Here is a 25,965-nt window from a genome sequence, read left to right on the forward strand (position 1 = left end):
CGCCAGGGGAGGGGGCCTACAGTCCACTGGCCCTGGTGAGATTGACGCGAAACCGGTCCCTGCGCCGCTGGTAGCGGCGGGTCATTTCGGCCGACGTATGGCCAAGCTGCTTTTGAACGTAACGCTCGTCGACCTCAGCCGATGAGGCAAGACCGGCGCGCAAGGAATGACCGGAAAATTTCTCTGCACGATCGCCTTCGGACAGGTCGCCACGAACCCCGGCTGCGAGGGCGGTGCGTTTGACCAGCCGCGCCACTTCCTGGTCGTTGAGCCGCTCGGCTGCAACTGCTTTGCCGTTTCCGGTGACGCGTCGAAACAACGGCCCATGGCCGACCCTCGCCAGTTTCAGCCAGGTTTGCACCGCCACAACCGGGCATGTGGCATCGGACGAGCCACGGCCGATCTCGACCTCGCGCCAGCCGGTCTTTCCGCGCAATGCGACGAGAACGCCTTTGTCCAAAACCTCGATCCAGCCGCGGCCGTCCTGGGTTTGGTCCCTGGCAACGTCCAGGCCAACGATTTCAGAACGCCGCAGGCCGCCGGCGAAACCCAACAGGAGCATGGCGCGGTCGCGCAGGCCGCGCAACGTTCCACGGTCAAGGGTCTCGAGCATGGCAATCAGGTCTTCAGTCAGAATGGCTTCCTTTTGCCGGGGAGGGGAGGCGTGAGTGTTGCGAATGCCGGCCAGCACAGTGGCGATATGCCGGTCCTTCCTGTCCAATGGCTGGCCACGCTGAGAAAAATTCCAGGTGATCGAGGAGAGACGTCGCTCGATGGTCGAGACGGCGTTCGGCTTCTTGTCGCCCGTCACCTTACCGGACGCGCAGGCCGTGATGTAAAGGCCAACGACCTGCGGGTCGGGCGGCAACACATCGAGATGCTGGCGGCGCGCCCAGGCGCAAAAATGCTTCCAATCGGCGGCGTAGGCGCGCCGGGTGTTCGCCGAGCTTGCTGCCTCGACGTAATCGCGCGCGCGCTCGGCGAGCCCTTCCAGGTGCGCCGGCAGGGGAGGGGCGTTTTGCGGCTCGCAGGGTGCCTGCGCCATTTCCATGACGATATCGACAATATCAGGCAAGTCGTCAGCTGGAGGCGAGGGAGGGGAGGTGCTGGCGATCGCGGTCGTGCTGTGGGACGGCGCTTTGCTCTCCTCAGGACGATTTTCGCGGCTCAGGTCGACGATAGGGGCCATTCTGCTAGCATGGCTTGTAACGAACGATAAGGCAACATTATCGTTCGTTTTGTGCTTTCGACAGCCTGTGCGTTTTGGGTCGAAATTGATGGCGCAAAGCGCACGGGCGCTTTACGCTCCAATCATGATTCGCCTCGATCCCGCGACCGCCAGCCTCGCCGCGCCGCCGACCGTACCGGCCTGGGCGCTCGCGTCCGGTCGTGACGCCAGCGAGATCGACGCCGCCTTCCAGGCCGGCGCCGCCCTGGGTGCCCTCGACACGCTTGCCCGCGCGCAAGCCAGTTGGGCCGGGACCTGGCGGCAGCGGCTGGCGCTTCGCTGTGCCGCCGCCAGCATGCGGTTGGCTGGGCGCGCCGAAGACGAGGCCGCCCTGCGCGACGCCTGGCACCTGCGCCCGGCCGGCGCCGATCCCGGCCCCGCCGGCGCCATCCTTGGCGCCTGGCGGCAGTTGGCCGGGCAGCCGCCCGGTGCCAGCGCCGATCGACTCGAAAACATCGTCGGCCAGCTCGGCCTCCATTGGGAAGGCGCCGCGCTTGCCGACCTGGGCATGGAGATCGAACAAGTGGTGAGGTCGCAGCGGCCGGCGCCGTTCGCCGCGGCGGCGATCGCCGCTCACGTCGTCGCCGTACGCCCCGACTGCGAGCTTTTGGCTTGGTGGCTGGCCGACCTGGTGCTGGCGCACGGCCTGCGCTGGCCGCGGCCGGTGCCGCTGCTGATGGCGCAAGCCTTTGGGCCGACTTTTCGCGGCGAGGCCGGCGGCAAGCGCATCCGACCCGCGGACAAGAATTTTGAGCGCGCGGTCTGCGTCGCGCTGGTTCACGCGGCGGCGGACGCGTGCCGGCTGGCGGCCGAGCTGTCGCGTCGCGCGGAGCGGCTCATCGCCGTCGCACCGAAGCTCAGGGCGAAGGGGGCGGGCGATGTGATCCAAAGACTGCTCGACGACGACGCCGTCTCCGGATCGCTGACGACCAAAAGCCTGTCGCGCTTTGCGGCGCGACGCCTGTTCGAGCGGCTGCAACAGCTCGATGCCGTGCGCGAGCTTTCCGGCCGCACTACTTTTCGGCTGTTTGGGCTGTAGCGATGAGCGAAGCGTCCGCCCGCCGCAAGCCGAACGAACAGCCTGTGCTGCTCGACACCGAACTCGCCCACCTGCCGCCGGAGCTGCGCTGGCGCGAGTGGATGGGCCGCGTCGAAGCGGTGATCTTTGCCGCCAGCGAACCAGTAACACGCGGTGTCCTCGCGCGGGTGGTGGGAAAAAACTGCAATCTCGAGCTGATCATCGACGACATTCGCGCCGAGCTCGCCGGCCGCCCCTACGAGCTGGTCGCGGTCGCCGGCGGCTGGCAGCACCGGACCAGACAGATCTTTGGCGACGCCATCCGCGCCGCATTCGGCACGGCAGCGGGCGAGCGGGCAAAAGAACTGTCGCAGGCGGAGGCGCTGGTTTTGATGTGCATCGCCTATTTCCAGCCGATTACCCGTGGCGAACTGTCTTCCTTCTTCGGCAAGGAGGTGTCGCGCGATCTGATCGGCGTGCTGCGCGCGCAGGAGCTGATCGCCTCAGGGCCGCGCAGTCCGCAGCCCGGAGCGCCTTATACCTATGTGACGACGAAGACTTTCCTGTCGCAATTCGGGCTCGACACGCTGCGCCAGCTGCCGGATTTCGAGGCGCTCGAGGACGCCGGGCTGCTGTCGAAGGAGAAGCTGCTGGCCGGGGATATACCGACCGGTCTTGTCCGGGGGGAGGGCGACTTCGAAGAGGGCGACCCAACGACTGGCGTCGTTGAGGATGAGGCGCTCTGAACTGATCGGAAATCGGGTTGCTTACGACAGCTAGCAACTCAGGGCCATGATGACTGATCGGTCGGTAGCCGGTGATCGGGATCGTGAACCGCGACCTTATCACCGTCGACAAGATTGGCCGGAAAGATCACCAGATTGGTGCCGCCGGCGTGACGCAGCGACGGAAACAGAATACCGCGAAGCCCGGTCGTAACGACCAGGTCCGCAAGCTTCCACGATGACGGTATCTTGCTGTCGATGCGAGCGATCTGGCGCCAAGCACAATCCCATTCCTTCCAGGCACTATCCCAAACATTCGGGTCGAACCCCTGAGAAAGATCGGCGATCTCGGAAAGCGTGATCTTGTAGGCGGCAAGGGTGGCGGGCGGGGTGATGCTGGCACCCTGCTTGTATTCCTCCAACGCTGTCTGAGGCGCGCGGGACAGGTAAACGGCTTCGACGCCGGGCCGATTGAAGCGCCCGCCATCGATCGCCGCGCCCCCACCACTGGTGGGCAGGAAGGCCCATTTGGGTGTCAGATAGCGATGGAAGATCTCGTCCGGCCCGACGCGGGTGACCTTCACCCGCGCGCCCCGTTCTCGAGATCCCGGATGAAGGCCAGCACTGCTTCGACCTGGCCGCCCGCGACGAGTTCGGCCGCCGTGCGATGGCCATAGTCGGCGATCGGCTCATTGCGATACCAGTAGATCGCCTTGTCGACGTCGCCGGTGAGTTCCGTTGCGGCCGAAATCACCTTCACCATCTCGCGCATCCGACCCTGCAGTCGCTCCGACGACGGGTTACGGAGCGTGTTGCGGTGGACGCCGGTCAACTGCGCCAAGTTGGCCACCTTCACGCCCAGCGCCTGCGACAGGCGCTTCGGCGAGATATAAGGCGTGCGCGGCTCCTGCAGGCTGTCGACAAAACCTGAGACCACTTTCGATTGTGCGAGCTGTGCGTGGGTCATGACAAATCTCCGACCTCTCTCTTACGCACAATATATGCACATTCCTAGGCATAGCAAGTGAACAGAGCCCGACGCCATTTCCAGCGCACTGCTTGTGCTTCCCCATCCTCGTAGCGGATGATAGCTAGCTGTGAGCTAGCGGCAGCAATGCGCCTCATTACCGCCGTACAAGCCAACATCGATATAGACCGAAAGCGGACGTGGGAAATCAGCAGCTCTCAAGGCGCACCGGCGCGCTGCTTGATGGTCGATTCGAGCCCGGCGTCATCCTTTTGAAAGCGGCAAGGTTGGAAGCCCAAGCTCGCGCAAGAATGTGTTGTGCTTCGCTGTCGCTGCGCGAAACTGCTTCTCGATGTCGACCAAGTCTTCATTGGCGGCTATTAGATCGATTTCGAGCTCATCCTCAGCCGTTCTGATGTAGCGGGAAATATTGAGGTTGTGACCCTCGTCGGCGATACGATCGATGCTGACGCGCTTGGAATAGGTCCTCCTCCTTACGGAACTTGTAGGTTTCGATGATCTTGCCGATATGGTCCGTTGTCCCGTTCTTGCCATCCCCTAATTTGTTCTGACGCTTGTCCTTCAAAAAGTGCTCGGCTGCGTTGATGAAGAGAACATCGTCGGGCTTCTTACACTTCTTCAGAACAAGGATGCAGACCGGGATACCCGTCGAATAGAACAGGTTGGCGGGCAGTCCGATGACGGCGTCGATGTGACCGTCCTTCAGCAGCTTGGTTCGAATGCGCTCTTCCGCCCCACCTCTGAACAGCACCCCGTGGGGGAGGATGATGGCCATTACGCCTTCATCCTTCAGGTAGTGGAAACCGTGCAACAGGAAGGCAAAGTCCGCGGCCGACTTGGGCGCCAGCCCATAGTTCTTGAACCGCACATCGTCGCCCATCGCCTCAGTCGGATCCCAGCGCAAACTGAAGGGCGGGTTGGCCACAAATGGCATCGAAGGAAGGCTTCTTTGCAGGATTCAATTCGCGCAGGATGTCCCAGTCATTGGAAAGCGTATCGCCGTGGTAGATCTCGAATTCAGTGTCCTTCACGCCATGCAGCAGCATGTTCATGCGCGCGAGGTTGTAGGTGGTGATGTTCTTTTCCTGCCCGTAGATTCTGCCGATGCCGTGCGGCCCCATGCGCTTGCGCACGTTCAGCAGCAGCGAGCCGGAGCCGCACGCGAAGTCGAGGCGCAGATCACCCGGTCTCTCTGGAGCGAATATTCGCCAAACCGGAAGCCGCCGGCAGAGCCGGCTCGTGGCGTTGTTGAAAGGTGCGTAGGCATTGTGCGGACAGAGCTCTGACGGGTGGCGTCAGCTCTGCCTGCCACTATTTTCACCTTGGTCGATAATTAGCACAACAGAATATGTGGCCAGCCGGCAACAAGCCGGCCAGCAATCTATTGCTTACCCACAAACCGACGAACAGTCGTCATATGACGACTGTTCGGTCCACGGCCTTGGCCGCAGTCTCCGCCGCATTCGAGAATTCGACGGGAACTGAGCGTGATGGCAAGAATGATCGGGCACAGGCAGGCTGTTCTTTCGCCTTCGATTCCGGGAAAGGCTTCCACGAATTCGGCTTTGCGGTGGAAGCTGCGTTCTCAAGTGAGCCGGCTTGCACTGCGATCCGCTGTTGGCGTTGCCGCAGCTGCGGGCGCGACCCTGCTGGCACCGGGACAGGCCTGGTCGGCTTGCTTCGTTGTTGGCGCCAAGATCCAATGCGACAATACCACCACCATCGACACGACGTATCCTGATAACCCGCCCAATGACCGAGCTTACTCTGGTGCCATCGCAACACCGATCATCCTCAACATCGATGCAGGAACGACGGTAAGCGGCAATGGCCTCGCAGTTTCCAACACTGGCGCCGGTGGTCTCAACGTCACCAACAATGGCACGATCAGCATTGATGCCGGCAACATGCCAACAGCTGGCGGCACCGCGGCGCTCTCGCTCTCGGCAGCCGGCGGCGTGATCACCTACACGGGTGGGAGCATCATCAACAACGGCACCGGCAATGCCTTCGATGCGGCGCAGACGGGAGGTGCCGGTTCGGTCGACATCAACATCGCCGCAAGTGTCTCTGCGGCAACAGGCGAAGGCATCACCGTCCGCGACGTAGCGACCAGCACCGGCGTTTCGGTCAAGACCAACAATGTCAGCGCGCTGGCGTTTGGCAAGGACGCGATCGATGCGCAGAGCCAGTCGCTGACCGGCAACATCGCGGTGACCGCCAATGGAGACCTTCAGGCGGGTAACGCCGGTTTGGTGGCGGTGATCGTTCCAGGTGCGGCAACCGGCAATATCGAGGTGACCACCAATGGGTCGATTGACGCCCGGTTCGGCATCGACGCCGAGAATCTCGGCACGGGCAGGACGACGGTGGTCGCAGGGGGTCCAATTGCCGCGACCACCGGCAACGGCATCTTTGCCGCATCGGTCGGCAGCCATGTAATAGTGGCAGCGCGCGATGTCACCGCCACCGGCAACACGGCGATCGTAGCCTGGCACGCCGGAGCTGGCGCGGGCGCGGTTGACATGAGCGCGAACAATGTCTCCGGCACGACGGGCATCGTGGCCACCAACAATGGCACGGGCACGGTTGGCGTCACTGCCACCGGCACGATCACCGGCACCCTCGCCGAGGGTATTGTGGCGACCGGTAACAATGCAGTGAGCGTAAGCGTCCTCGAGGCAGTGACCGGGGCGACCAACGGCCTGACCCTGATCGGCGGGACCGGCGGCGGCGGCGACATCTCGGTGACCGGCGTCGGCGGCTTCGTTGGCGGGACCGGCGACGCGGCGAACATCCTCAACAACGGCGCCGGCACCCTCACGGTCGACATTGCGGGCGCGAGCAACTCCGCCGGTGGCCATGGCATTTACGTTCGCGATACAGCGCTTGGCGGCGACATTGGCGTCACCACGGGTGCTGTGACCGCACTGGCGCTCGGCAAAGATGCGATCGATGCGCAGAGCCAGTCGCTGACCGGCAACATCGCGGTGACCGCCAATGGCGACCTTCAGGCGGGTAACGCCGGTTTGGTGGCGGTGATCGTTCCAGGTGCGGCAACCGGCAATATCGAGGTGACCACCAACGGGTCGATTGACGCCCGGTTCGGCATCGACGCCGAGAATCTCGGCACGGGCAGGACGACGGTGGTCGCAGGGGGTCCAATTGCCGCGACCACCGGCAACGGCATCTTTGCCGCATCGGTCGGCAGCCATGTAATAGTGGCAGCGCGCGATGTCACCGCCACCGGCAACACGGCGATCGTAGCCTGGCACGCCGGAGCTGGCGCGGGCGCGGTTGACATGAGCGCGAACAATGTCTCCGGCACGACGGGCATCGTGGCCACCAACAATGGCACGGGCACGGTTGGCGTCACTGCCACCGGCACGATCACCGGCACCCTCGCCGAGGGTATTGTGGCGACCGGTAACAATGCAGTGAGCGTAAGCGTCCTCGAGGCAGTGACCGGGGCGACCAACGGCCTGACCCTGATCGGCGGGACCGGCGGCGGCGGCGACATCTCGGTGACCGGCGTCGGCGGCTTCGTCGGCGGGACCGGCGACGCGGCGAACATCCTCAACAACGGCGCCGGCACCCTCACGGTCGACATTGCGGGCGCGAGCAACTCCACCGGCGGCCATGGCATCTACGTTCGCGATACAGCCCTTGGCGGCGACATTGGCGTCACCACAGGTGCCGTGAGCGCGCTGGCCGGAACCGCAATCGACGTGCAGACCCGGTCGGAGACCAGCAATCTCGACGTGACGGCCAACGGCGCAATCGATGGCCGCAGCGGGATTTCCGCCGTAAACTTGGGCGGGGGCACGCTCACGGTGACGGCGGCTGGTCCGGTCACCGCGACTGGCGGCGGCAGTGGCGGCATCTTTGCGCAGGGCAGTGGCGGCAATATCAAGGTGACTGCGGGCGACGTCACCGCCACCGGGTTTGCAGGCATCACCGCCCAAATGGTCTTCGCAGCGACTGCGGCCACGGTCGATGTGACCACAGGCAATGTCTCTGGCACGAGGGGCATCGCCGCGACCACTGGCGGCACGGGCGCGATCACCGTCACCACGGCCGGCATGATCACCGGCACCCTCTCCGAGGGCATTCTGGCGGCCGGCGGCGGCGCAGTGACAGTGAATGCCGCCAACACGGTGACCGGCGCGACCGATGGCCTGGAGCTGATCGCCGGCACCGGCGGCGCTGGCGATATCTTGGTCACCGGCGCCGGCGGTTTCGCCGGCGGCAGCGGCGATGCAGCCAACATCCTCAACAATGGTTCCGGCACGGTCAGCGTCAACATCTCAGGCGCCAGCAGCTCGATGGCAGGCAAAGGCATTGTGGTGCGCGATACCGCCGCAGGCGGCGCCATCACTGTCACCACCGGCGCGGTAACGGCGCTGGCCGGCAGCAAGGACGCCATCGATATCCAGGCGCAGTCGACGACCGGCAATGTCACGGCGCTGGCGAACGGCGACATTAAGTCGGGCAATGCCGGCATCGTCACCGCGATCTTCCCAGCTGCCGCAACTGGCAACATCAACGTGACGGCCAATGGTGCCATCGGCGCACGATTCGGCGTCGACGCGGAGAACTTAGGCTCCGGCTCGACGACGGTGAAGACGGTCGGTCCGGTAACCGCGACGTCGGGCAATGGTGTCTACGCGCGCACCACCGGCGGCAGTGTGTTGGTGAACGCCGGCGCGGTGTCCTCAACGGACAATACGGCGATCATCGCGCGTCAGACCAACGCGGCGGGCGCCGGCACAGTTGGTGTGACGACCACCGGCGCGGTGTCGGGCCTGACCGGCATCGAAGCGACTAATAGCGGCACCGGCACGGTCACGGTGACTGCCAACAGCGCGGTCACCGGCACTGCCGCCGAAGGCATCAAGGCAACCGGCGCCGGCGTGGTGAACGTCAATGTTGCCGGCACGGCCAGCGGCGTAGCGCGCGGTGTGACGGTGACGGGTTCCAGCGGCACCATCACCAATACGTCGGTTGGTACGATCCGCAACAGCTCCGGGCTGCTGACCGACTCAGCGCTCGTGGCCACCGGCGGGCCGTTCGTCCTTGCCAACGCAGGTTTCATCACCGGTACGGTGACCTTTGGCGCTGCTGCTGACACATTCAACAACAACGGCACTTGGCGCACGGCGGGCGGCACCAGCGATTTCGGCGGCGGCGGCGACACGATGACCAATGGTCCCGGGAGCATCGTCGATGCTGCCGGAGTGGGCGGTATCGCGATAACCAACTTCACCAACCTGGCGATGTTCGTGAATCAAGGCCGCACGACGGTGGTCAACGGCTTCGCGGGCGATGTGCTCAACACGAGCGGCAATGCGCAGTTCGGTGGTAGCTCGGTCTATGCGGTCGATATCGGTGGCGTCAATCAATCGGACAAGTTTGTCTCGACCGGCACGACGACGCTGGCTGCCGGTTCTACTCTTGAAGTCCATATGGTGGGCAACCTGCAAGTCGGCGCGCACTACAAGGTGCTCACCGCCGACGGCGGCTTAACCGGCGAATTCGGTTCGGTGACCGGCGTCACCAATACCGCCTTCCTGACGGTCAACCATAACTACGACGCCTATAATGCTTATCTGGACGTGGCGCAGGTCCGTGACTTCGCCGATGCCGGGCTGACGCCCAACCAGATCGCCACCGGCGAGGGGCTGGACAGCCTGACCGGTGGGGCTGTGTTCAACGCCGTCGCCGGCCTGGCCACCGACGCCGAGGCACGCACTGTCTTCGACCAGCTGTCTGGCGAAATCCATGCCTCGGCCAAGGGCATGCTGGTCGAGGACAGCCGCTTCGTCCGCGATGCCGCGACCAGCCGTGTCCGCGCCGCCTTCGGCGATGTTGGCACCGCAGCACTTCCCGTCATGGCCTATGGCGAGGGTGGCCCCGAGATGGTCGCCGCCGACACCGATCGCTTTGCCGTCTGGGGCCAGGCTTTCGGGTCCTGGGGCAACACCGACAGCGACGGCAACGCCGCCGCTTTCGATCGCTCGACGGGGGGCCTGCTGGCGGGCGCCGACACGCTGGTGGGCGGCTGGCGTGTCGGTCTGCTTGGCGGTTACAGCCATGCGAACTTCGATGCCGATGATCGCAGCTCCAGGGGCGACGCCGACAACTACCATCTCGGTCTCTATGGCGGCACCAACTGGGGCGCCATCGCTTTCCGAACCGGTGGGGCCTACAGCTGGAGCAGCCTGTCGACAAAACGCTCGGTCGCCTTCAACGGATTTGCCGATCAACTTTCGGCCGACTATGACGCCGGCACCGCGCAGATCTTCGGCGAACTTGCCTACAAGGTCGGTAGCAGCGGGCCCGATGCCGAGGGCTTCATGTTCGAGCCCTTCGTCAATCTCGCCTATGTCAGCGTGCACACCGACGGCTTTACCGAAAAGGGCGGCGCGGCAGCGTTGACCAGCGCGGGTTCCACCACCGACGCCACCTTCACCACGCTCGGCCTGCGCGGCTCGACCGGTTTTGCGCTCGGCAACATCAATGCGACAGCGCTCGGCATGCTCGGCTGGCGGCACGCTTTCGGCGATACCACGCCGCTGTCGACGGTCGCCTTTGCCGGCAGCGATGCCTTCACCATCGCCGGCGTGCCGATCGCCACGGACAGCGCCGTGATCGAGGCCGGCATCGACCTCAAAATGTCGGCCAATGCGACGCTCGCCCTGTCCTATTCCGGACAGTTCGGCGGTGGCGCTGTCGACAATGGCGCTAAGCTCGATCTCGCGGTGAAATTCTGACGGCGAGAGGTGGCGATCATCAGGAAGCGCCGTCACCTTGGTTGCAAGATTAGCCAGAGACTGATGGAGGCAGCATGGTCAAGTTGATGGGCGATTTCCACACGAAGCATGAAAGCGGCTTTACGCCAACAGAGGGGTGTAAACTGCCGTTCGACGCGGACATTCTGGAAGGTGAGGCCAAGGCGCGAAAGCAATTGCTTGGCCATCAGAACGCTTTCCTTTCCAAGCCCAAACGGTCCGCCAAAGACGTCGACCATCTGATCGAACAGATGGTCGCGTTCGACAAGATCCTGTCCGGGCACTATTGGCGAGAATATCGAACGGATCTGATCGCGCGGAACGTGCGTTCGGCGGTTGGCAAAGCAGGATCCATGCTTGATCTGGGCAAGTTGTCGCCACGACTGGCGACCAGCACAGTCATGATACCGCGCCTCAAATTGCCGGACTTCGACCCCGTTCCTTTTGGTCCGGTCGAACGGGGGGAGCGACAGATCATCGACCTGAGCTCGGTGGCTCGAGGAACCTACTTCGACAAGTGGTTCAACTACAATGGGCGCTGGACGCTCACCCAACTCTTCGATCACGCCGTGACTGATCCGGTACCCCTGTCAATGGATTTCGTCAGCGCCAACAATTTGGACCCATACGATGCGGATGGCCTGTGGGCTGCGAGCGAAACCGGCGTCTGGTTCACCTATGTGCCTGATATCGACGGCTACGTAACGCTTTTCTGGCTATCGGACCCACTTACCTATCGCCTGTTCACACAATACTCTCCGCGCGACGCGGACGGTTGGGCGAATGGTTGGCTCTCGGTGGAAGGGGTTGTCGGCATCTGGACACAAAATTCATTCGCAGGGCGCGACTATGTCGAGATAGCGAGCAGCAACGGCAATGCGCATGACACGCTGCAGGCAACCGGCGTCCTTTTCATTCACAACAGCACATACCCCGTCCAAGCCGGGAAACCGGTCAATGTGCTGATCGGAACGCGGTCGAACATATTTGGTGTCTGCGACGGAACTGGGATTAATTTCGGAGCGGGCGTTGTCGCGCGGATTGACCAGCCCATCTCCGTCTTCACACGAGCGGACCGGGAGCCATATTCGCCGTTCTATTAAACCGCGCAGGCGAGCCGATCTTCGGGGACTGGAGATCGTCGGGAGTGCGTCGCTAATCGCCGATGGCGCGAGTGCGGCCCGGTCGTCGCTTGCCGTCCTAGCAAATTGCAGTGAGCGCGACCCTGTCCAGTCCACCTGCAGCACCGATCGTCAGACGTACCGCCCCAACGGTGAACGCCCGAGAGCTGAATCGCGAATGCCGACGATTGGACTGTCACGTCCTAGTCCAGTCCAGACACCGCTACATGTTTTAGCCCTTCAAAGACCCAAGCGCGGCGAAGCCGAGCGCCACCAGGGCACCTCCCAGGACGATATCCGCATGCTTTCGGAAACGTCTGTAGAACCGCTGTGTTACAGATTGGGAAATGCAAAGGCCAAGAAGACCAAACCAGGCGATCGCAATGGCAAACACCAATGCGACCACGGTTAGGTAAGTCGCCCCGCGGAGATTTAAGTTCAGCGTTGAAGAGGCGAAAAATATTGCAGTTGCGGGATTTGCCACCGCAGTGACAAAACCCAGCCGGAAGTGCCGAACGTTTGCGACCGGTTTCGGCTCATCCGGTCCCGTCTTGATCGACCAAGCTCGCCGCATCGAGTTCCATCCAATGAGGACCAGCAGTGCGCCGTAGAGGCTGGCGGCTATCTGATGCGCGATGCCCTCGTGCGGCAATGAACCGACCCCCGTCGCGACGACGGCCGCCAGCGAACTTGCGCCAAGGGCGATACCGGCGGCAGCGGAAAGCGCCGTAGCACGCGACGCGGTCAGCCCGGCCTGCGCAACGACGGCAAAATTGGCACCCGGCAGCATTGCCACGAGCGTATAGGAAACGGCAAACGGAAATAATCCGGCCGCGACAACGTATCCGGTTTCCATCATTGATTGGCCCCGCATCATCAACGACCTGCCCTACTTCATGGCTGGCCACTGCAAACCTAGCCAAAATCTGGCCGAAAGACGCGGCCCCGAACAATCGGCAAATGCCGACTGTTAGATTTTTTGTTCGGGAATTACCGGCCACGGCCGCTGAGCGGCTCGGTACTTTTGAGCAGCGCGACCAGTTCGCTCTGCTGCCGGGTCCGGGTCTTGGAGAAAATCCGTTCGAGATAGGTGCGGCAGGTCTTCACGGTAATGTGGGAAAGGGCCGCGGCTTCCTTTAAAGACCGCCCCGATGCCAATGCCGTTGCAAGCCTCGCTTCGGCGGGTGTCAGGTCAAACAGGCTGCGAACATGTAGCTCGAAGCCATCGGGAGTGCGCCGGGCGACCTCCGTCACCATGATCACCGCGCAGCGCTCCGACGCCAGGCCATAGGCGCGGGCATCGACGAACGGTGCGACTGACAACACCAGCCGCGTCAGATCAGATCGCTTGTGATCCAATGGCACGATCAGCGTTCCTCCGGTGCCTGGCATGGCGCCGTTCCGCAACGAGCAGGCATCGGCAACCAGCCGTTGAAGCTCCTGCGCATCTCCGGCATTGGAGGCGACTACCACACCGTGCTTCAGCGCCAGCGGACTGTCGGGCCGCGCCAGCATCGCCTCGGCGGCCTCGTTCATCTGCACGATCCGCTGATGGCCGTTGATCAGAAACACGCCGAAGGGCAGATGCGAAAAAGCCGATGCCAGCGCTGACGTATTCTCCAGCCGCCGGCCGATCTGCCCGGCGCGCAGCATGTGCGGCACGATCTTTTGCAACAGCTGGACGTCGTCGCCACCGAACGCTTCCTGCCTCAAACCGCGATGAATATCAAAAAACCAATAGGAGCCGTTGGCGGCCAGAAGATTACAGGCAAGCCCGTGATACATGTCACGCGGCCTGTACCAGTCTTGCCAGAGTTCACGGCGGCGGAAGCCGGCGCCCCCTTCCGTTACCAGCGTGCGGTCATAGACTTTGCCCACAGGCAGGGCGGCCGCGACCACGCTGATGGGATCGCGCATGTGCGCAGCGGTTACTTCGGACGAAACGAACTCGGGATCATAAACTGTTGAAACTGCGTTGCTCGTCGTTGGATCGAGCCGCACAATGCAGGAGCGCGAGCCGCCAAGGAGATCGCGCAGACCAGTCACTGCTTCGAGCCAGCGTTCCTGATCGTAGGCAGCCTCGTAGATCTGGCCGACCACGGCGGACACCGCTTCCAGGTTTGCGTCAGCCATTGGCCTCGAAATCCTTAGCACGCTCGCTGTGCATGAGCCGGCTACCCGCCGCGCCCGCTAAGCGGTTCGGTGCTCTTGAGCAGCGCAACTAGTTCGCTCTGCTGCCGGGTGCGGGTCTTGGAGAAGATACGTTCGAGATAGGTGCGGCAGGTCTTCACGGTGATGCTCGAGCTTGCCGCGGCTTCCTTCAGCGTCCGCCCGGATGCCAATGTCGCTGCGAGCCGGGCTTCGGCCGGCGTCAGGTCGAACAGGCTGCGGACATGCGTCTCGAAGCCATCGGGGATGCGCCGGGCGACCTCGGTGACCATGATCACCGCGCACCGTTCCGAGGCCAAACCGTAGGCGCGGGCGTCGACGAAGGGCGCAACCGACAGCACCAGCGGCGTCAGGTCGGAGCGCTTGTGATCCGACGGCACCATCAGCGTTCCGCCGGGTCCGGGCATGGCTCCGTCCGGCAGCGAGCAGGCATCCGCGACCAATTGTTGAAGCTCCTGCGCATCCCGGGGATTGGAGGCGACGATCGTGCCGCCATTCAGCCTCAGCGGGCTGTCAGGCCGCGCCAGCATTGCCTCGGCGGCCTCGTTCATCTGAACGATCCGCTGGTGGCCGTTGACCAGGAACACGCCGAAGGGCAGGTGGGAGAAAGCCGATGCCAACGCCGAGGTGTTCTCCAGCCGCCGGCCGATCTGCCCGGCGCGCAACATATGCGGCACGATCTTCTGCAACAGGTCGATGTCGTCGGCACCGAACGCGTCCTGCCTGGAGCCGCGGTGAATATCGAAAAACCAATAGGAGCCGTTGGATGCGAGAAGATTCGAGGCGAGCCCATGATGCATGTCGCGCGGCCTCATCCAGTCCTGCCAAAGCTCACGGCGGCGGAAGTCGGCGCCGTCTTCCGCTATCCGTGCACGGTCATAGATGTTGCCAACCGGCAGCGCAGCCACGACGGTGCTGATGGGGTCCCGCATGTGTGCTGCCGCCGCCTCGGGAGTACACAGTCCCGGATCATCGACAGTCCCCACCGCGTTGAACGCCCGCTGATCAAGCCGCGCGATACAGCTTCGCGATGCCTTGAACAGGTCGCGCAGGCCGGTTACCGCACCGAGCCAGCGTTCCTGGTCGTAGGCCGCCTCATAAATCTGGCCGACCACGGCGGAGACCGCTTCGATGGTGACGTCAGCCATGGGAACTTTCCGATCCTTGGGACGATCAGGTTTCGTGAAGAAGCCTAACACACGGAAGCTCTCGCGCAAGTTGCATTGTCGCTGAAGGCGATGATGTCGCCACCGGGTCTCCTCATCGATAATTAGCAAAAATGAATATGTGACCATGCGGCAACAACCCGACCCAACAAGGAGGTAGCGGCCTCACAAAGCGAGGAACAGTCGGCATATGACGACTGTTCGCTTCATCGCCTTGTCTGCACTCTCCCGCCACATCGGCAATTTGATCGGGGGTTTTTGGGCGTGGTGGCAAGAATGATCAAGCAGGCGGGCGCGCCGCGCCAACTAGAGACAGCCGCACCGTCGGATGGGAGGCGGTTCCGTCTCGCATCGAGAGACGCGAAAGCGACTGAGCAAGACAGCTCGCGCGGCGGTCCGGTCCTCGTCACCGCTTTGGCCGGCGCGATGGTTTTGGCCATCTCGGTATTTCCAGGGCATGCGTTGGCAGGTGAGTGCGCTGGCGGCCACGACACTGGCCATTCCAACAGCCTCGCCTGCGGCAATGATACCAGTATCCCTATAGGACAGGCACAGACATCTGCTGCCTTCGCCACAGCCGTCGGTCCGCACGCGTATGTGGGAGAACTCGAAGGCTCGGCCGTGGGTTATAATGCGGAGGCAGGGGCGCAGGGCACTGCCCTGGGCGCCTATTCAAAAGCGGGACTTGATATCGGCTTTCTGAGCAGCGGTGGCACGGCCATCGGCATGGGCGCCGAGGCGGGCGTAGCGGCTGATGGGCAGAACGAAGCCACTGCATTGGGTCACAACTCAACCGCCAATGCCTTGAACGCCACCGCGCTGGGCGCGGGGGCAACTGCCAATTTCTTGGCTTCCACCGCGATCGGCCAAGGCACATCGACAACACGCGATAACCAGGTCGCCATCGGCACCGGGGGGAACACCTACACGCTGGCCGGCGTCAGTTCGCAGGCGAGCAAGGACGCGCAAGGCGCCACGACCTATCTGATGACGACGGACGGCGACGGCAATCTGGCGGCTTCAACATTCGATATAGCGACTCTCGAAACCTTGCCGGCACAGGTCGCCCAGAACAGCACCGACATCACCAATCTGAGCACCACGGTAAACAGTCACACGACGCAGATCGCCGCCAACACCACCGAACTCGCCGATCACGAGACGCGCATCACCAGCAACACCAACACGCTCACCACGCACACCACGCAGATCGCGGATCTCGACACCAGGGTAACGACCAATGCCACCAATATTGCTGCGCTCGACGGCCGCGTTGGCGCGCTTGAATCCGGCTTCCAGGATCTCGGCGAGCAGATCGGCGCAAACCGCACGGAAGCCCGTGGCGGTACGGCGCTAGCCCTGGCGACGGCGGGACTGCGTTACGATGACAGGCCTGAGAAACTGTCGATCGCTGGCGGCTTTGGTCATTTCAAGGGGCAATCGGGCCTGGCGCTGGGACTTGGCTACAACACCAGTGAGGATTTTCGCCTCAACGCCGCCGTGTCGGCGACAACCAGCCGTGGCGATGTCGGCGTCAGCGTCGGAGCCTCATGGACACTGAACTGACGCGGCCGGCATGAACGGGGTTTTGGGGCTTCAGCAGATCGTGTCTTTTCAGTGGCGGGCGCCCGGTTGGCGGACCTCGGGCGCCCGCGGTTTTTTCGCTGCGTTGGCCGTCGCGCTGATGGTCGTCTCGGTGCCTGTGCACCCCGCGCATGCGCAAAGCAGAGACAAGCGGGTGATGCAAAAGGCAGCCCATCCCGCCAGCATCGACCGCAACGGCGTGCTGATCCTCACCAGGACAACGCTGCTGGCGCTCGACCAGGCCAACAAGACCGGCAACTACACCGTGCTGCGCGATCTCGGCTCACCGAATTTTCAGGCCAACAGTGCCGCAGGGCTCGGTGACATCTTTGCCAGTCAGCGCAAGCAGGCGCTCGATTTCAGCGCCGTCGCGGTGCTCGATCCGCAACTGACCTTGCTGCCGCAGATCGAGCCGAACGGTATGCTGCACATAGCGGGGTTTTTCCCATCGGTACCGCTGCAGGTCAATTTCGAGCTGCTGTTCGAACCGGTGAACCGGCAGTGGAAAGTCTACGGTGTGTCGGTCAACCTCACGTCCGGTGGGCCGCAGGCGCCCGACACACCCGCCGCCGAGCCGCCGAAGAGGGCCGTTACAGGCCCGCCGCCGGATGGGCCCTCAATCGCCGTGCAAGCGAAGAAGGGAACCAAAGCGGTCAAGCCGTAGGAACGTGGATGCAGGCGGAGCGCTGTTCATCAATGGAGGCGCAACCGTTACCATCAGCAATGTCGACCTTTCCGGCAACGAGGCCAGGGGCGGCGTGGCCAGCAACATCCATCTTTCGTTTGGCGGCGGGTCCGGCGGCGCAGGCATGCTTCGGGTGGCAATGACTCGGCAAGCCAGGGCGGCATTGGCGGCTCGCCCAATGGCGGCAACGGCGGGACGATGCTCGCAACGGTCGTCATAACCAATAACGGCTCGATCGGCGGTGGCTTCCGCCTTATTGTACTGGAGGTGGGGCACACCCAGCAGATGCCTTCCCAGATTTGCCGTGCGCAAATCGTCAGTGTCGGCAAGGACTAGGGGACCACCTGCTGTAACTGCCCCGGACTGCGCGAGTTGGTGAGCTAGAAGTCCGCCGATCTTTATGCGGCCGATAAGAAGTATGGCTTTGCCACTAAAATTGCCGCGCGATCCCGTGTTTCGACAATAGATGTACCCACGGGGCAAATGTCCCCACCCCTGTGTCTCACAGGCGTGCCGATTTTCGTCAAGGGCTGGTGGGGCAGGGGACGGGTTTTGGCGAACAAGGCTGTTCACGTGAAAACGATGGATGGCGACTGTCTGCCAAAATTGGCGGAACGCGGACTTCACTGCCCTAACCGGACCATCGGCTTTGCGCCTCATGTCGGCCATAGATGCAGCAGCAATCAAGGTGGCCCCACCGAGCTGCCCTGATCGCGGGGTCGACCGCACCGCCGACCGGGCTGTAGCTTCTTTAGACCTCGGATAGGTTTTGGCGCTATCTATCGGAAAAAAGGAGCCGAAGTCATGATCGAGATCTGGCAGTCACTCCTCGCCAATCTTGCACTGGTCTCCATCCTCGTGGTCGCCTGGGACCTTGTGGCGGACTTCACCGGGCGCCTTTCGAAGCGGATGCAGTCGCTGCTTCTTGGCGTGGTCATGTGCGTGGGCGCGATCATTTCGATGGCGACGGCGTTGTCCGTCTCCGGCTTCGTCGTCGATCTGCGCGCCGCCTTCATTGCTGCGGCCGCGTTCTTCGGCGGATGGCCGGCAATGCTGATCGCCACGGTCGGCTCCATTGCCTATCGCGTCCATCTCGGCGGGCAGGGCGCCAGCGCCGGGGTCATGGGTATCCTCATCACCGCAATCGTCGGTATCGCGTGGCATCACATCGTCGCGGCCCGTTCGCGCACCATGTACGACATATTCGGTCTGGGCGTAACGGTCGCTCTCGCCGGGCTGATCACGCTTCTGGTCATCCCCGCGCAAGCCGTCGCCGGCCTGGTGCAGCAGAGCACGTTCCCGTCGCTCGTGTTCCGCTTCCTCAGCACAATCATCATCGGCGTCCTGCTCGATCGGCAGCAGCGCCGGCGGGAGCTCTTGATGTCCAACATGACCTACCGGGCCATGGTTCGCGAACTGCCCGATTGCCTGAACATAAAGGATGTCGACGGCCGCTTCATCGCCGCCAATCCGGCCACCGCCGAAATGGTTGGCGCCGCTTCAGTCGACGATCTGATCGGCAAGACGGATTTCGATTTCTATCCGAAAGAAGTCGCGGAACGGTTCCGGCAGGATGAGATGGGCGCACTGGAGGCCGGGCAGACGTTGCGGATCGATCAGCCGGCGCTTTTACCGGATGGCCGGCAAGGCTGGCTCTACACCCTCAAGGCACCGTTCCGCGACGAGTCCGGCAAGATCGTCGGTGTCATCACCTACAATCGCGACATCACCGAGCAGAAACGCACCGCCCAGCTCAAGAACGATTTCATTTCCACGGTCAGCCATGAGTTGCGCACACCGTTGACCTCTATCCGGGGTTCGCTCGGCCTGATCGCGGCCGGCGTGGCCGGTGAACTGCCGCCCAAGGCCGCCAATCTCGTCAACATCGCCCACACCAATAGCGAAAGGCTGGTTCTTCTCATCAACGACATTCTGGACATGGAGAAGATCGAATCGGGCGTGATCACCTTCAAGATCAAGCAGATGCCTGTCCGCCAGGTCCTGGAGCAGGCCATTGCCGCCAGCTCCAACTACATAGCCGACAGTCGGATCAGGATCGTTCTGGTCGATGATGCCCCGCGCGCCGAGGCCAACATCGATCCGGATCGCCTGCACCAGGTGATGGCGAACCTCCTGTCGAATGCGATCAAGTTCTCGCAAACCGATGGGACCGTCACTGTGAAATTCCAGCGTCGTGACCGCGACATGCTGCGCATTTCCGTGGTGGACCAGGGCGCCGGCATCCCGGAGGCTTTCCGCAGCCGTATATTTGGAAAGTTCGAGCAGGCGGACGCCTCCAGCACCCGTAAAATTGGCGGCACCGGCCTGGGCTTGAGCATCGTCAAGTCCATCACCGAAAAGCTCGGGGGCGCCGTTTCCTTCGAAACCGAGGAAGGCCAGGGAACCTCGTTTCACGTCGACCTTCCCGAGGCGCACAGGCAGGCCGACAAGCCGGTTTTGGTCGAGCGCCGGGCGCGCAAGCGCGATGGCCGCCTGCGTGTCCTCATCTGCGAGGACGAGCCCGACATCGCTGCGGTGATCGCGGCACTTCTTGATGCGGAAGGCTTTTCCAGCGACGTCGCGCCCGATATCGACACCGCCAAGGCGCTCCTGAGCTCCCGCGACTACGTAGCGCTGACGCTCGACATCAAGCTGGCGGGGGAATCCGGCATCAAGCTCTTTCACGACTTAAGGGCATCACCGGTGAATTCCGACATTGCGGTCATCGTCATCTCCGCCGTCGCCGACGAGGCCAGGCGCTCGCTGAACGGCAGCGCCGTCGGCATCATCGATTGGCTGGAGAAGCCGGTGGACTCGAAACGGCTTCACGCCGCTCTCGCCAAGATCGTCGGCCGCAGGGTCGAGCCGAGGCCACAGGTCCTGCATGTCGAAGACGACGAGGGCGTGCTCGCGGTTATGTCGGAGGGGCTGGGCTCGGGCGTCTCGATCACATCCGCAAAGACGCTGCAGGAAGCTCGGCAGGCGGTCGCGAAGCATCGCTTCGATCTGATCATCCTGGACATTGCACTCCCCGACGGATCTGGCCTGGATCTCCTCGTCGATCTGCCGCTGGAGACCGGGGTCATCGTGTTTTCGGCGGCGGAGCTCGACCAGAAACTCGGCGATCGCGTGCAGGCGATCATGACCAAGACCAAGGCGTCGGAGATCGATGTGGCAAAGCTGGTCAGGAGCATGTTGGTTACGTCCCGAACCCGGCTTGCCGCGAACGCCAAGGAGTGATGCTGATGCGCGCAAGGATCCTCTATGTGGATGACGAGGACGATATCCGCGAAATCGCCCAGATGTCGCTGGAGCTCGAGCCGGAATTCGAGGTGCGGTCCTGTTCTTCGGGCATGCAGGCACTGGCCGATGCCGCCGAATGGCAACCCGACCTCATTCTGCTCGACGTGATGATGCCGGACATGGATGGGCCGGAGACGCTGAGGCGTCTGGCCGAGGCTGGCGCGACGGCCTCGATACCCGTGGTGTTCATCACCGCGCGCACCCAGACGCATGAGGTCGAACGCTATCTGGCAATGGGCGCGGTAGGGGTGATCGCCAAACCGTTCGACCCGCTTGCGCTTGCCCGTGAAGTCAAAAGATTGCTTCTGTCGCGCGCCTGAGTCGACGATTGACTGGCCACCGAGCGCGGTCTGGCTGCAGACTGTGCGATGCCGTTCAGGGCTCCTATACCATGTCGCCTTATTCATCTACTGATTGTGCCGAGGGTGCAGGCGCAGCGAATCAGGTTGTCTGTAATCGCGGTGGCATCGGCGGACGTCGATGAGAGAGCTGAGAAGAATATTTCTGTCTGCATGAACCGCATTGGCGGATGTCGGTTCATGGGTTGATCACTCCGGGGGGCGACGGAACCGGAGCAAGGCTGGTGAACGGATCGAAGGCAAGAGTTCTGATTTGCGACGACGATCCCTTGTTGATCGAGCTGATGGAATTCAGGCTCAGGGCAAAGGGATATGAGGTCATCAAGGCAGTAGACGGCGCGGAAGCGCTCTTGAAGGCGGAGCATGAGGCGCCGGACATCATCGTGCTCGACGCGATGATGCCCAAGGCCGACGGCCTGGAGGTGCTTGCCCGCATCAAAAACGATCCGGCTTTGTCCGATACTCCGGTCGTCATGCTGACCGCCCGCAAGGGCGAAAGGGATATCGTCTCGGCCCTGGAGAAGGGAGCGGACGACTATCTTGTGAAACCATTCATTCCCGAGGAGCTGCTGGCCCGGCTTGCGCGTCTGCTCGCGCGAAAGAGCGGGAAGCGCTGATGCGTCGCGGCCGGCGCGCAGCCCTTGCCGCATGGCTGGTCCTGGCGATCGCTGCGCCCCAGGGCGCGGCGTTGGCGCAGACGGTGGATGAACTTTACGAGTTCGGCGTCAAGGCCAGGCAAGCGCAGCGTTTCGAGGAGGCGGCGGGTCTTTTCCGGCGAGCCCTGGCGCTCAGGCCCGACAATGCCGACGCCCTGGTGCAACTCGGTTTCGCCGAGCTTGGCCGCAACAATCTGCCGGCGGCGCGCGAAGCCTTTTCCAAGGCACTGTCCCTTGCCCCAACCTATCGGGACGCCAGCTTCGGCATGGCCGAAGTCGAGTTCCGCTCGGGCAATCCGGACGCCGCCCTGCCGCTCGCCGAAGAGGTGTCGCGTGCGGAGCCCGGCAATGCCGATGCAAGTACCCTTGTTGCCAACATCCGCAAAGCCCAGCGGGCCGGCAGCAGCAAGGCGAAGCCTGCGACCGCGAGGAAGATACCGCGCCCGCCGCGGCCGGATCCCGTCGCCGGCCTGATGGAGGAGGGCCGACGATCGCGGGCTGCGGGACAATTGCCGGAGGCGGAGAATGCGTATCGCCGCGCCCTCCGGCTGGCGCCGAAAAACACTGATATCCTGGTCGCCATCGGTTTGGTGGCTGGCTCCCAGCAGAAATTCGACCATGCCGGGCAGTTCTTCGACCAGGCGCTGGCCATTAGGCCCCGCCTTCTCGGTGCCCGCCTCGGCAAGGTGCGCCTGGCGATCTGGCAGGGCGACGTGCCGCGCGCTCGCGCGATGATCGATGATGTGCTTGGCACCGCGCCTGACAATGTCGAGGCGATGGCTCTCGACGCGCGAATTTCCCTGCTCGAGCAGGATTACACGCGGGCCGAGCAGTCGTTTCAGCGGGTGCTGGCGGTAGATTCGCACAATGCCGAGGCGCTGGTGGGGATCGGCGACCTGCGCCGGGCGCGTGGCGACGACTTCGCCGCGCGGGAAGCCTACCGCCAAGCGCTCGCCATCGAGCCGGGCTCTGCCGATATCGTGCAAAGGCTGGCTGCGCCGCCGCCGCGCAAATGGCGACTCGATCTGGGCAGCGAAGTCAGCGATCTCACCGAGGGGCTTGGCGACTGGACCGACAGTTCGGTTGGCCTTGCCTATCAACTCACCCCGCAGACAACCATTTCAAGCCACACCCGGATGGCGACCCGCTACGGTCGCACCGATGTTCAGATCGACGGCCGCATCGACCAGGCCTTTTCGCCGACGGTTTCGGCCTATGTGCTGGCAGCGGCGACGCCGGATGCCGATTTCCTGGCCCGATATTCGATCGGCGCCGGCGCTTCGTGGCAGATCATGGCGCCCGCGAAAGCGCTCGGTCCGTTCTCGCTCAACATCGATGCTCGCTATGACAATTTCGTCACCGCCGAGGTCACCACAATCTCGCCCTGGGTGCAGGCCTATGTCCTGGACGGCCGGCTGGGGCTTTCGGCCCGTTGGGTTCACGCAGCCGACGATATCGGCACACGCGCCGATGGCTATGTGCTGCGGGCCGATCTTGCAGTCACCCCGGCCGTCAACGTTTTTGGTGGTTATGCAGATGCCCCCGAGATCTCCGACGGCACGCTGGTGCCGACGCGTACCGTCTTTGGCGGCATCTCCTGGGACGCCACCGATCCGCTGACGCTGCGCGGCAGCCTCGCCCATGAGCAGCGCCCGACATTCGACCGAACCATATTCGGGCTCGGCCTAACCACGCGGTTCTGATCATGTTGTACATCTGGCACTTATCCATCCTGCTCAGTGCCCTTTCCCTGGCGATCATGCTTCTACTGATCGTGCGTCGGGTATTGCAGGAGCGCCGGGGGACGACGGGCGCCGATCAGCGGCGCCTTCTTCTGACGGCGCTGATCGCCTTCACCGAAAATCGCGATCGCGAGGCATTGAAGACGGCGCTGCTTGCGGTGCCGGCGAGGGTGGCGGTCGATGCCGGTTTCGAGTTTATTTCGCTGTTGCGCGGCGAGGAGCACGACGAGCTCCTCTCAGCCTTCAACGAATGTGGCCTGCCGGCGCTTGTCAGTACCCAACTGGAAAAAGGCAACGCCGCCGAACGCATCCACGCGACCGAGATGCTGGCGGCGCTGCGTTCGGAAAACGCAGTGGCAAGCCTGCTTTCGGCACTCGACCGCGACGGATCACGCGAGGTCAGGATCGCCGTCGCGATCGCGCTCTGCGATCTCGGCGCCTTGCCGCCGCTCGTCATAACGCTGCGCAAGATCGGCGTGGCGGGACAGCGCTCGCGACGCCTGATCGAGCTTTTCAGGCGCTTTCCGCCGAAGCGGCTCGACGAACTTGAGGATTACGCCAGACTTCAGGGCGCGGTGCCTTTCATTAGAGCGGCCGCAATCGATGCACTTGCCCGCAACGGCGGGTTCCGGTTTGGCGACTTCTTTGCCCGCGCGGCCCGCGATCCGTCATCGGAGGTTGCCGCAGCCGCATTGCGGGCACTCGGGCTGACCGGACATCCCAATGCGACGGCCATCCTGACCAAGGCGATGGAAATTGGCGGCTGGAATGTGCGTGCAGACGCTGCCAATGCGGCGGGCCGCCTCGGCCTGTCTGAACTCGCCGCGCCCCTCGCGCAGCTCATGGACGACGAGGCATGGACTGTGCGCTATGCCGCCGCCAACGCGCTCCGCTCGTTCGGCCAGAAGGGAGAGCAGGTGCTGCGCGAGATCGCCACAAGCGAGGTCTCGCGCCGCCAGCGCACCGCCTCGCTGATCCTTGCCGAGGGGCCGGCCGCCTGATGTTCGACTGGAGCCAAGAGATCGTCCTGGGTGCCTCCATCCTGTCCTGGTTCATCATTGGGGCAGGGCTGGCGCAGACGGCGGTATACCTGCTGCAGCTTATTATTGCCGCCTACGCGCTGTCCAAGCGCCCGCCAGTCGCGCGTTCGGCGCTGCTGTGGCGCCGTTATGGGGACGTCGCGCCGCCAATCGCGCTCCTGGTACCCGCCTACAATGAGGAAGTGAACGTAGTCGAGAGCGTGCACTCGATGCTGGCGCTTGAATATCCGAATTTCGAGGTGATCGTCATAAACGACGGCTCGAAGGACCAGACTCTGCAGCGCCTTATCGAAGGCTTCAAGCTTGTGAAATTCCATCGGCCCTATGAGGAGGCCCTGACGCACAAGCCGATCCGCGGTCTCTATTCCTCGCCGATGACCGAACGGCTGTTTGTGGTTGATAAGGAAAATGGCGGCAAGGCCGATGCCCAGAATGCCGGCGTCAACGTCTGCCGCGCGCCGCTGTTTTGCGTGATCGACGGCGATTCCATCCTCGAGCCCGATGCGCTAATGCGTGCCGCGCAGCCCTTCATCGACGATCCAGAGCGCACCATCGCTGTGGGCGGCACGATCCGGATCGCCAACGGGTCCAGGATCGAAGGTGGCAGGGTGCGTGAGGTCCGGCTGCCGAACCGGCTGCTGCCCCTGTTTCAGGTGGTCGAATATCTGCGGGCCTTTCTCATGGCGCGGCTTGCCTGGAGCCGCATCAACACGCTGATGCTGGTGTCCGGCGCCTTCGGCATGTTCCGCCGCGCCGAAGTGGTAGCGGTTGGCGGCTTCACCGGTGGGTCGATGGGTGAGGACCTCGATCTTGTGATCAAGCTGCATCGTCACATGATGGACACCAAACGCAAATACCGCATCCAGTTCATTCCTGAGCCGGTGTGCTGGACCGAAGCGCCCGAGTCACTCCGCGTTCTTGCCAGACAACGCACGCGCTGGCAGCGCGGTGCGCTCGAATGCTTCTTCCGTTACCGCTCCATGCTCTTCAACCCCCGTTATGGGCGTGTTGGCTTCCTCGGCTTTGGTCACATACTGGTTGTTGATGTGCTGGGGCCGATTTCGGAAGTCCTAGGCTATGTGCTCATTCCGACCTTTTGGCTGCTCGGCATTCTTTCGACCGAGTATCTCTTGGCGTTCACATCGCTGGTTTTCACCTACGGCGTTTGCGTGAGCGTGTGTTCGCTGGTCCTCGAAGAAGCCGAGCTTCAGCGTTTTCCGCGCGCGCGGGACCTCGCCGTGCTCACGGCCGTGGCAGTGATCGAGAACTTCGGCTACCGCCAGCTCAACAATTTATGGCGCGTGAAGGGCTGGTGGCAGTATCTACGCGCCGACCAGAGCTGGGGCGAGATGACCAGGACCGGCCTGACTGGACCTAAGAAGTGAGCCCT

At 63.1% G+C, this 25,965-nt stretch carries 18 protein-coding genes and 1 pseudogene; 12 read left to right on the plus strand and 7 right to left on the minus strand.

All coding sequences use genetic code 11. The annotated features are described in order from the left end of the window. Positions 1-16: 16 nt before the first annotated feature. Positions 17-1,189 carry a site-specific integrase gene (locus tag RPF88_RS32680; RefSeq protein WP_013525333.1) on the minus strand — a complete coding sequence of 391 codons (1,173 nt, stop codon included), beginning with the start codon at positions 1,187-1,189 and terminating at the stop codon, positions 17-19. A gap of 124 nt (positions 1,190-1,313) precedes the next feature. Here RPF88_RS32680 and RPF88_RS32685 point away from each other — a divergent pair, with 124 nt between their 5' ends. Both RPF88_RS32685 and scpB read left to right on the plus strand, forming a co-directional pair. Next, a complete protein-coding gene (locus tag RPF88_RS32685) occupies positions 1,314-2,267 on the plus strand; it encodes a DUF1403 family protein (RefSeq protein WP_337123951.1) in 954 nt (317 codons plus the stop codon). A gap of 2 nt (positions 2,268-2,269) precedes the next feature. Further along, on the plus strand, positions 2,270-2,992 hold the full coding sequence (scpB, locus tag RPF88_RS32690) for an SMC-Scp complex subunit ScpB (RefSeq protein ID WP_337123952.1): 723 nt from the start codon (positions 2,270-2,272) through the stop codon (positions 2,990-2,992). Positions 2,993-3,030: 38 nt separating this feature from the next. Here the strand turns inward: scpB and RPF88_RS32695 are convergent, their stop codons facing one another. From RPF88_RS32695 to RPF88_RS32705, 3 genes and pseudogenes are all read right to left on the minus strand, one after another. Beyond that, entirely contained in the window at positions 3,031-3,555 is a 525-nt protein-coding gene (locus RPF88_RS32695) for an RES family NAD+ phosphorylase (RefSeq protein WP_027163175.1), read from the minus strand. Beyond that, positions 3,552-3,938, minus strand: a complete 387-nt coding sequence (locus RPF88_RS32700) for a hypothetical protein (protein WP_013525337.1) — start codon at positions 3,936-3,938, stop codon at positions 3,552-3,554. The genes RPF88_RS32695 and RPF88_RS32700 overlap by 4 nt, the downstream gene beginning before the upstream one ends. A 264-nt stretch (positions 3,939-4,202) precedes the next feature. After that, positions 4,203-5,131, minus strand: a pseudogene (locus RPF88_RS32705) (type I restriction-modification system subunit M); the annotation flags it as partial. 318 nt (positions 5,132-5,449) lie between these two features. Between RPF88_RS32705 and RPF88_RS32710 the strand changes: the two are divergent. Together RPF88_RS32710 and RPF88_RS32715 are read left to right on the plus strand one after the other, a co-directional pair. Further along, a complete protein-coding gene (locus RPF88_RS32710) occupies positions 5,450-10,732 on the plus strand; it encodes an autotransporter domain-containing protein (protein WP_442921311.1) in 5,283 nt (1,760 codons plus the stop codon). Between the two features lie 74 nt (positions 10,733-10,806). After that, a complete protein-coding gene (locus RPF88_RS32715; RefSeq protein WP_337123954.1) occupies positions 10,807-11,853 on the plus strand; it encodes a hypothetical protein in 1,047 nt (348 codons plus the stop codon). A gap of 250 nt (positions 11,854-12,103) precedes the next feature. Here RPF88_RS32715 and RPF88_RS32720 read toward each other — a convergent pair whose 3' ends face one another. The 3 genes from RPF88_RS32720 to RPF88_RS32730 form a co-directional block, all read right to left on the minus strand. After that, on the minus strand, positions 12,104-12,730 hold the full coding sequence (locus RPF88_RS32720) for a LysE family transporter (RefSeq protein ID WP_337123955.1): 627 nt from the start codon (positions 12,728-12,730) through the stop codon (positions 12,104-12,106). Positions 12,731-12,861: 131 nt separating this feature from the next. Then, positions 12,862-13,971 carry a helix-turn-helix transcriptional regulator gene (locus RPF88_RS32725; protein WP_337123956.1) on the minus strand — a complete coding sequence of 370 codons (1,110 nt, stop codon included), beginning with the start codon at positions 13,969-13,971 and terminating at the stop codon, positions 12,862-12,864. A gap of 74 nt (positions 13,972-14,045) precedes the next feature. After that, entirely contained in the window at positions 14,046-15,188 is a 1,143-nt protein-coding gene (locus tag RPF88_RS32730) for a helix-turn-helix transcriptional regulator (RefSeq protein ID WP_013525342.1), read from the minus strand. 639 nt (positions 15,189-15,827) lie between these two features. Here RPF88_RS32730 and RPF88_RS32735 point away from each other — a divergent pair. From RPF88_RS32735 to RPF88_RS32770, 8 genes are all read left to right on the plus strand, one after another. Further along, positions 15,828-16,772: a YadA-like family protein gene (locus tag RPF88_RS32735; RefSeq protein ID WP_337123957.1), complete on the plus strand. Its 945-nt coding sequence runs from the start codon at positions 15,828-15,830 to the stop codon at positions 16,770-16,772. Between the two features lie 10 nt (positions 16,773-16,782). Next, entirely contained in the window at positions 16,783-17,454 is a 672-nt protein-coding gene (locus RPF88_RS32740; protein WP_337123958.1) for a hypothetical protein, read from the plus strand. 825 nt (positions 17,455-18,279) lie between these two features. Then, complete coding sequence (locus RPF88_RS32745; RefSeq protein WP_337123959.1) at positions 18,280-20,715, plus strand: hybrid sensor histidine kinase/response regulator; 2,436 nt, start codon at positions 18,280-18,282, stop codon at positions 20,713-20,715. A 5-nt stretch (positions 20,716-20,720) separates the two neighbouring features. Beyond that, complete coding sequence (locus RPF88_RS32750; RefSeq protein WP_013525346.1) at positions 20,721-21,098, plus strand: response regulator; 378 nt, start codon at positions 20,721-20,723, stop codon at positions 21,096-21,098. 263 nt (positions 21,099-21,361) lie between these two features. Then, the gene (locus RPF88_RS32755; RefSeq protein ID WP_063174078.1) at positions 21,362-21,754 is read left to right on the plus strand and encodes a response regulator transcription factor; all 393 of its coding nucleotides are present in this window, start codon (positions 21,362-21,364) and stop codon (positions 21,752-21,754) included. After that, complete coding sequence (locus tag RPF88_RS32760) at positions 21,754-23,496, plus strand: YaiO family outer membrane beta-barrel protein (protein ID WP_337123960.1); 1,743 nt, start codon at positions 21,754-21,756, stop codon at positions 23,494-23,496. The genes RPF88_RS32755 and RPF88_RS32760 overlap by 1 nt, the downstream gene beginning before the upstream one ends. A gap of 2 nt (positions 23,497-23,498) precedes the next feature. After that, positions 23,499-24,536: a HEAT repeat domain-containing protein gene (locus RPF88_RS32765; RefSeq protein WP_337123961.1), complete on the plus strand. Its 1,038-nt coding sequence runs from the start codon at positions 23,499-23,501 to the stop codon at positions 24,534-24,536. Continuing rightward, entirely contained in the window at positions 24,536-25,960 is a 1,425-nt protein-coding gene (locus tag RPF88_RS32770) for a glycosyltransferase family 2 protein (RefSeq protein WP_013525350.1), read from the plus strand. The genes RPF88_RS32765 and RPF88_RS32770 overlap by 1 nt, the downstream gene beginning before the upstream one ends. Positions 25,961-25,965: the final 5 nt, after the last annotated feature.

Source organism: Mesorhizobium sp. ISC11, assembly GCF_037162595.1.
In the GTDB taxonomy this organism is placed as follows: domain Bacteria; phylum Pseudomonadota; class Alphaproteobacteria; order Rhizobiales; family Rhizobiaceae; genus Mesorhizobium; species Mesorhizobium ciceri.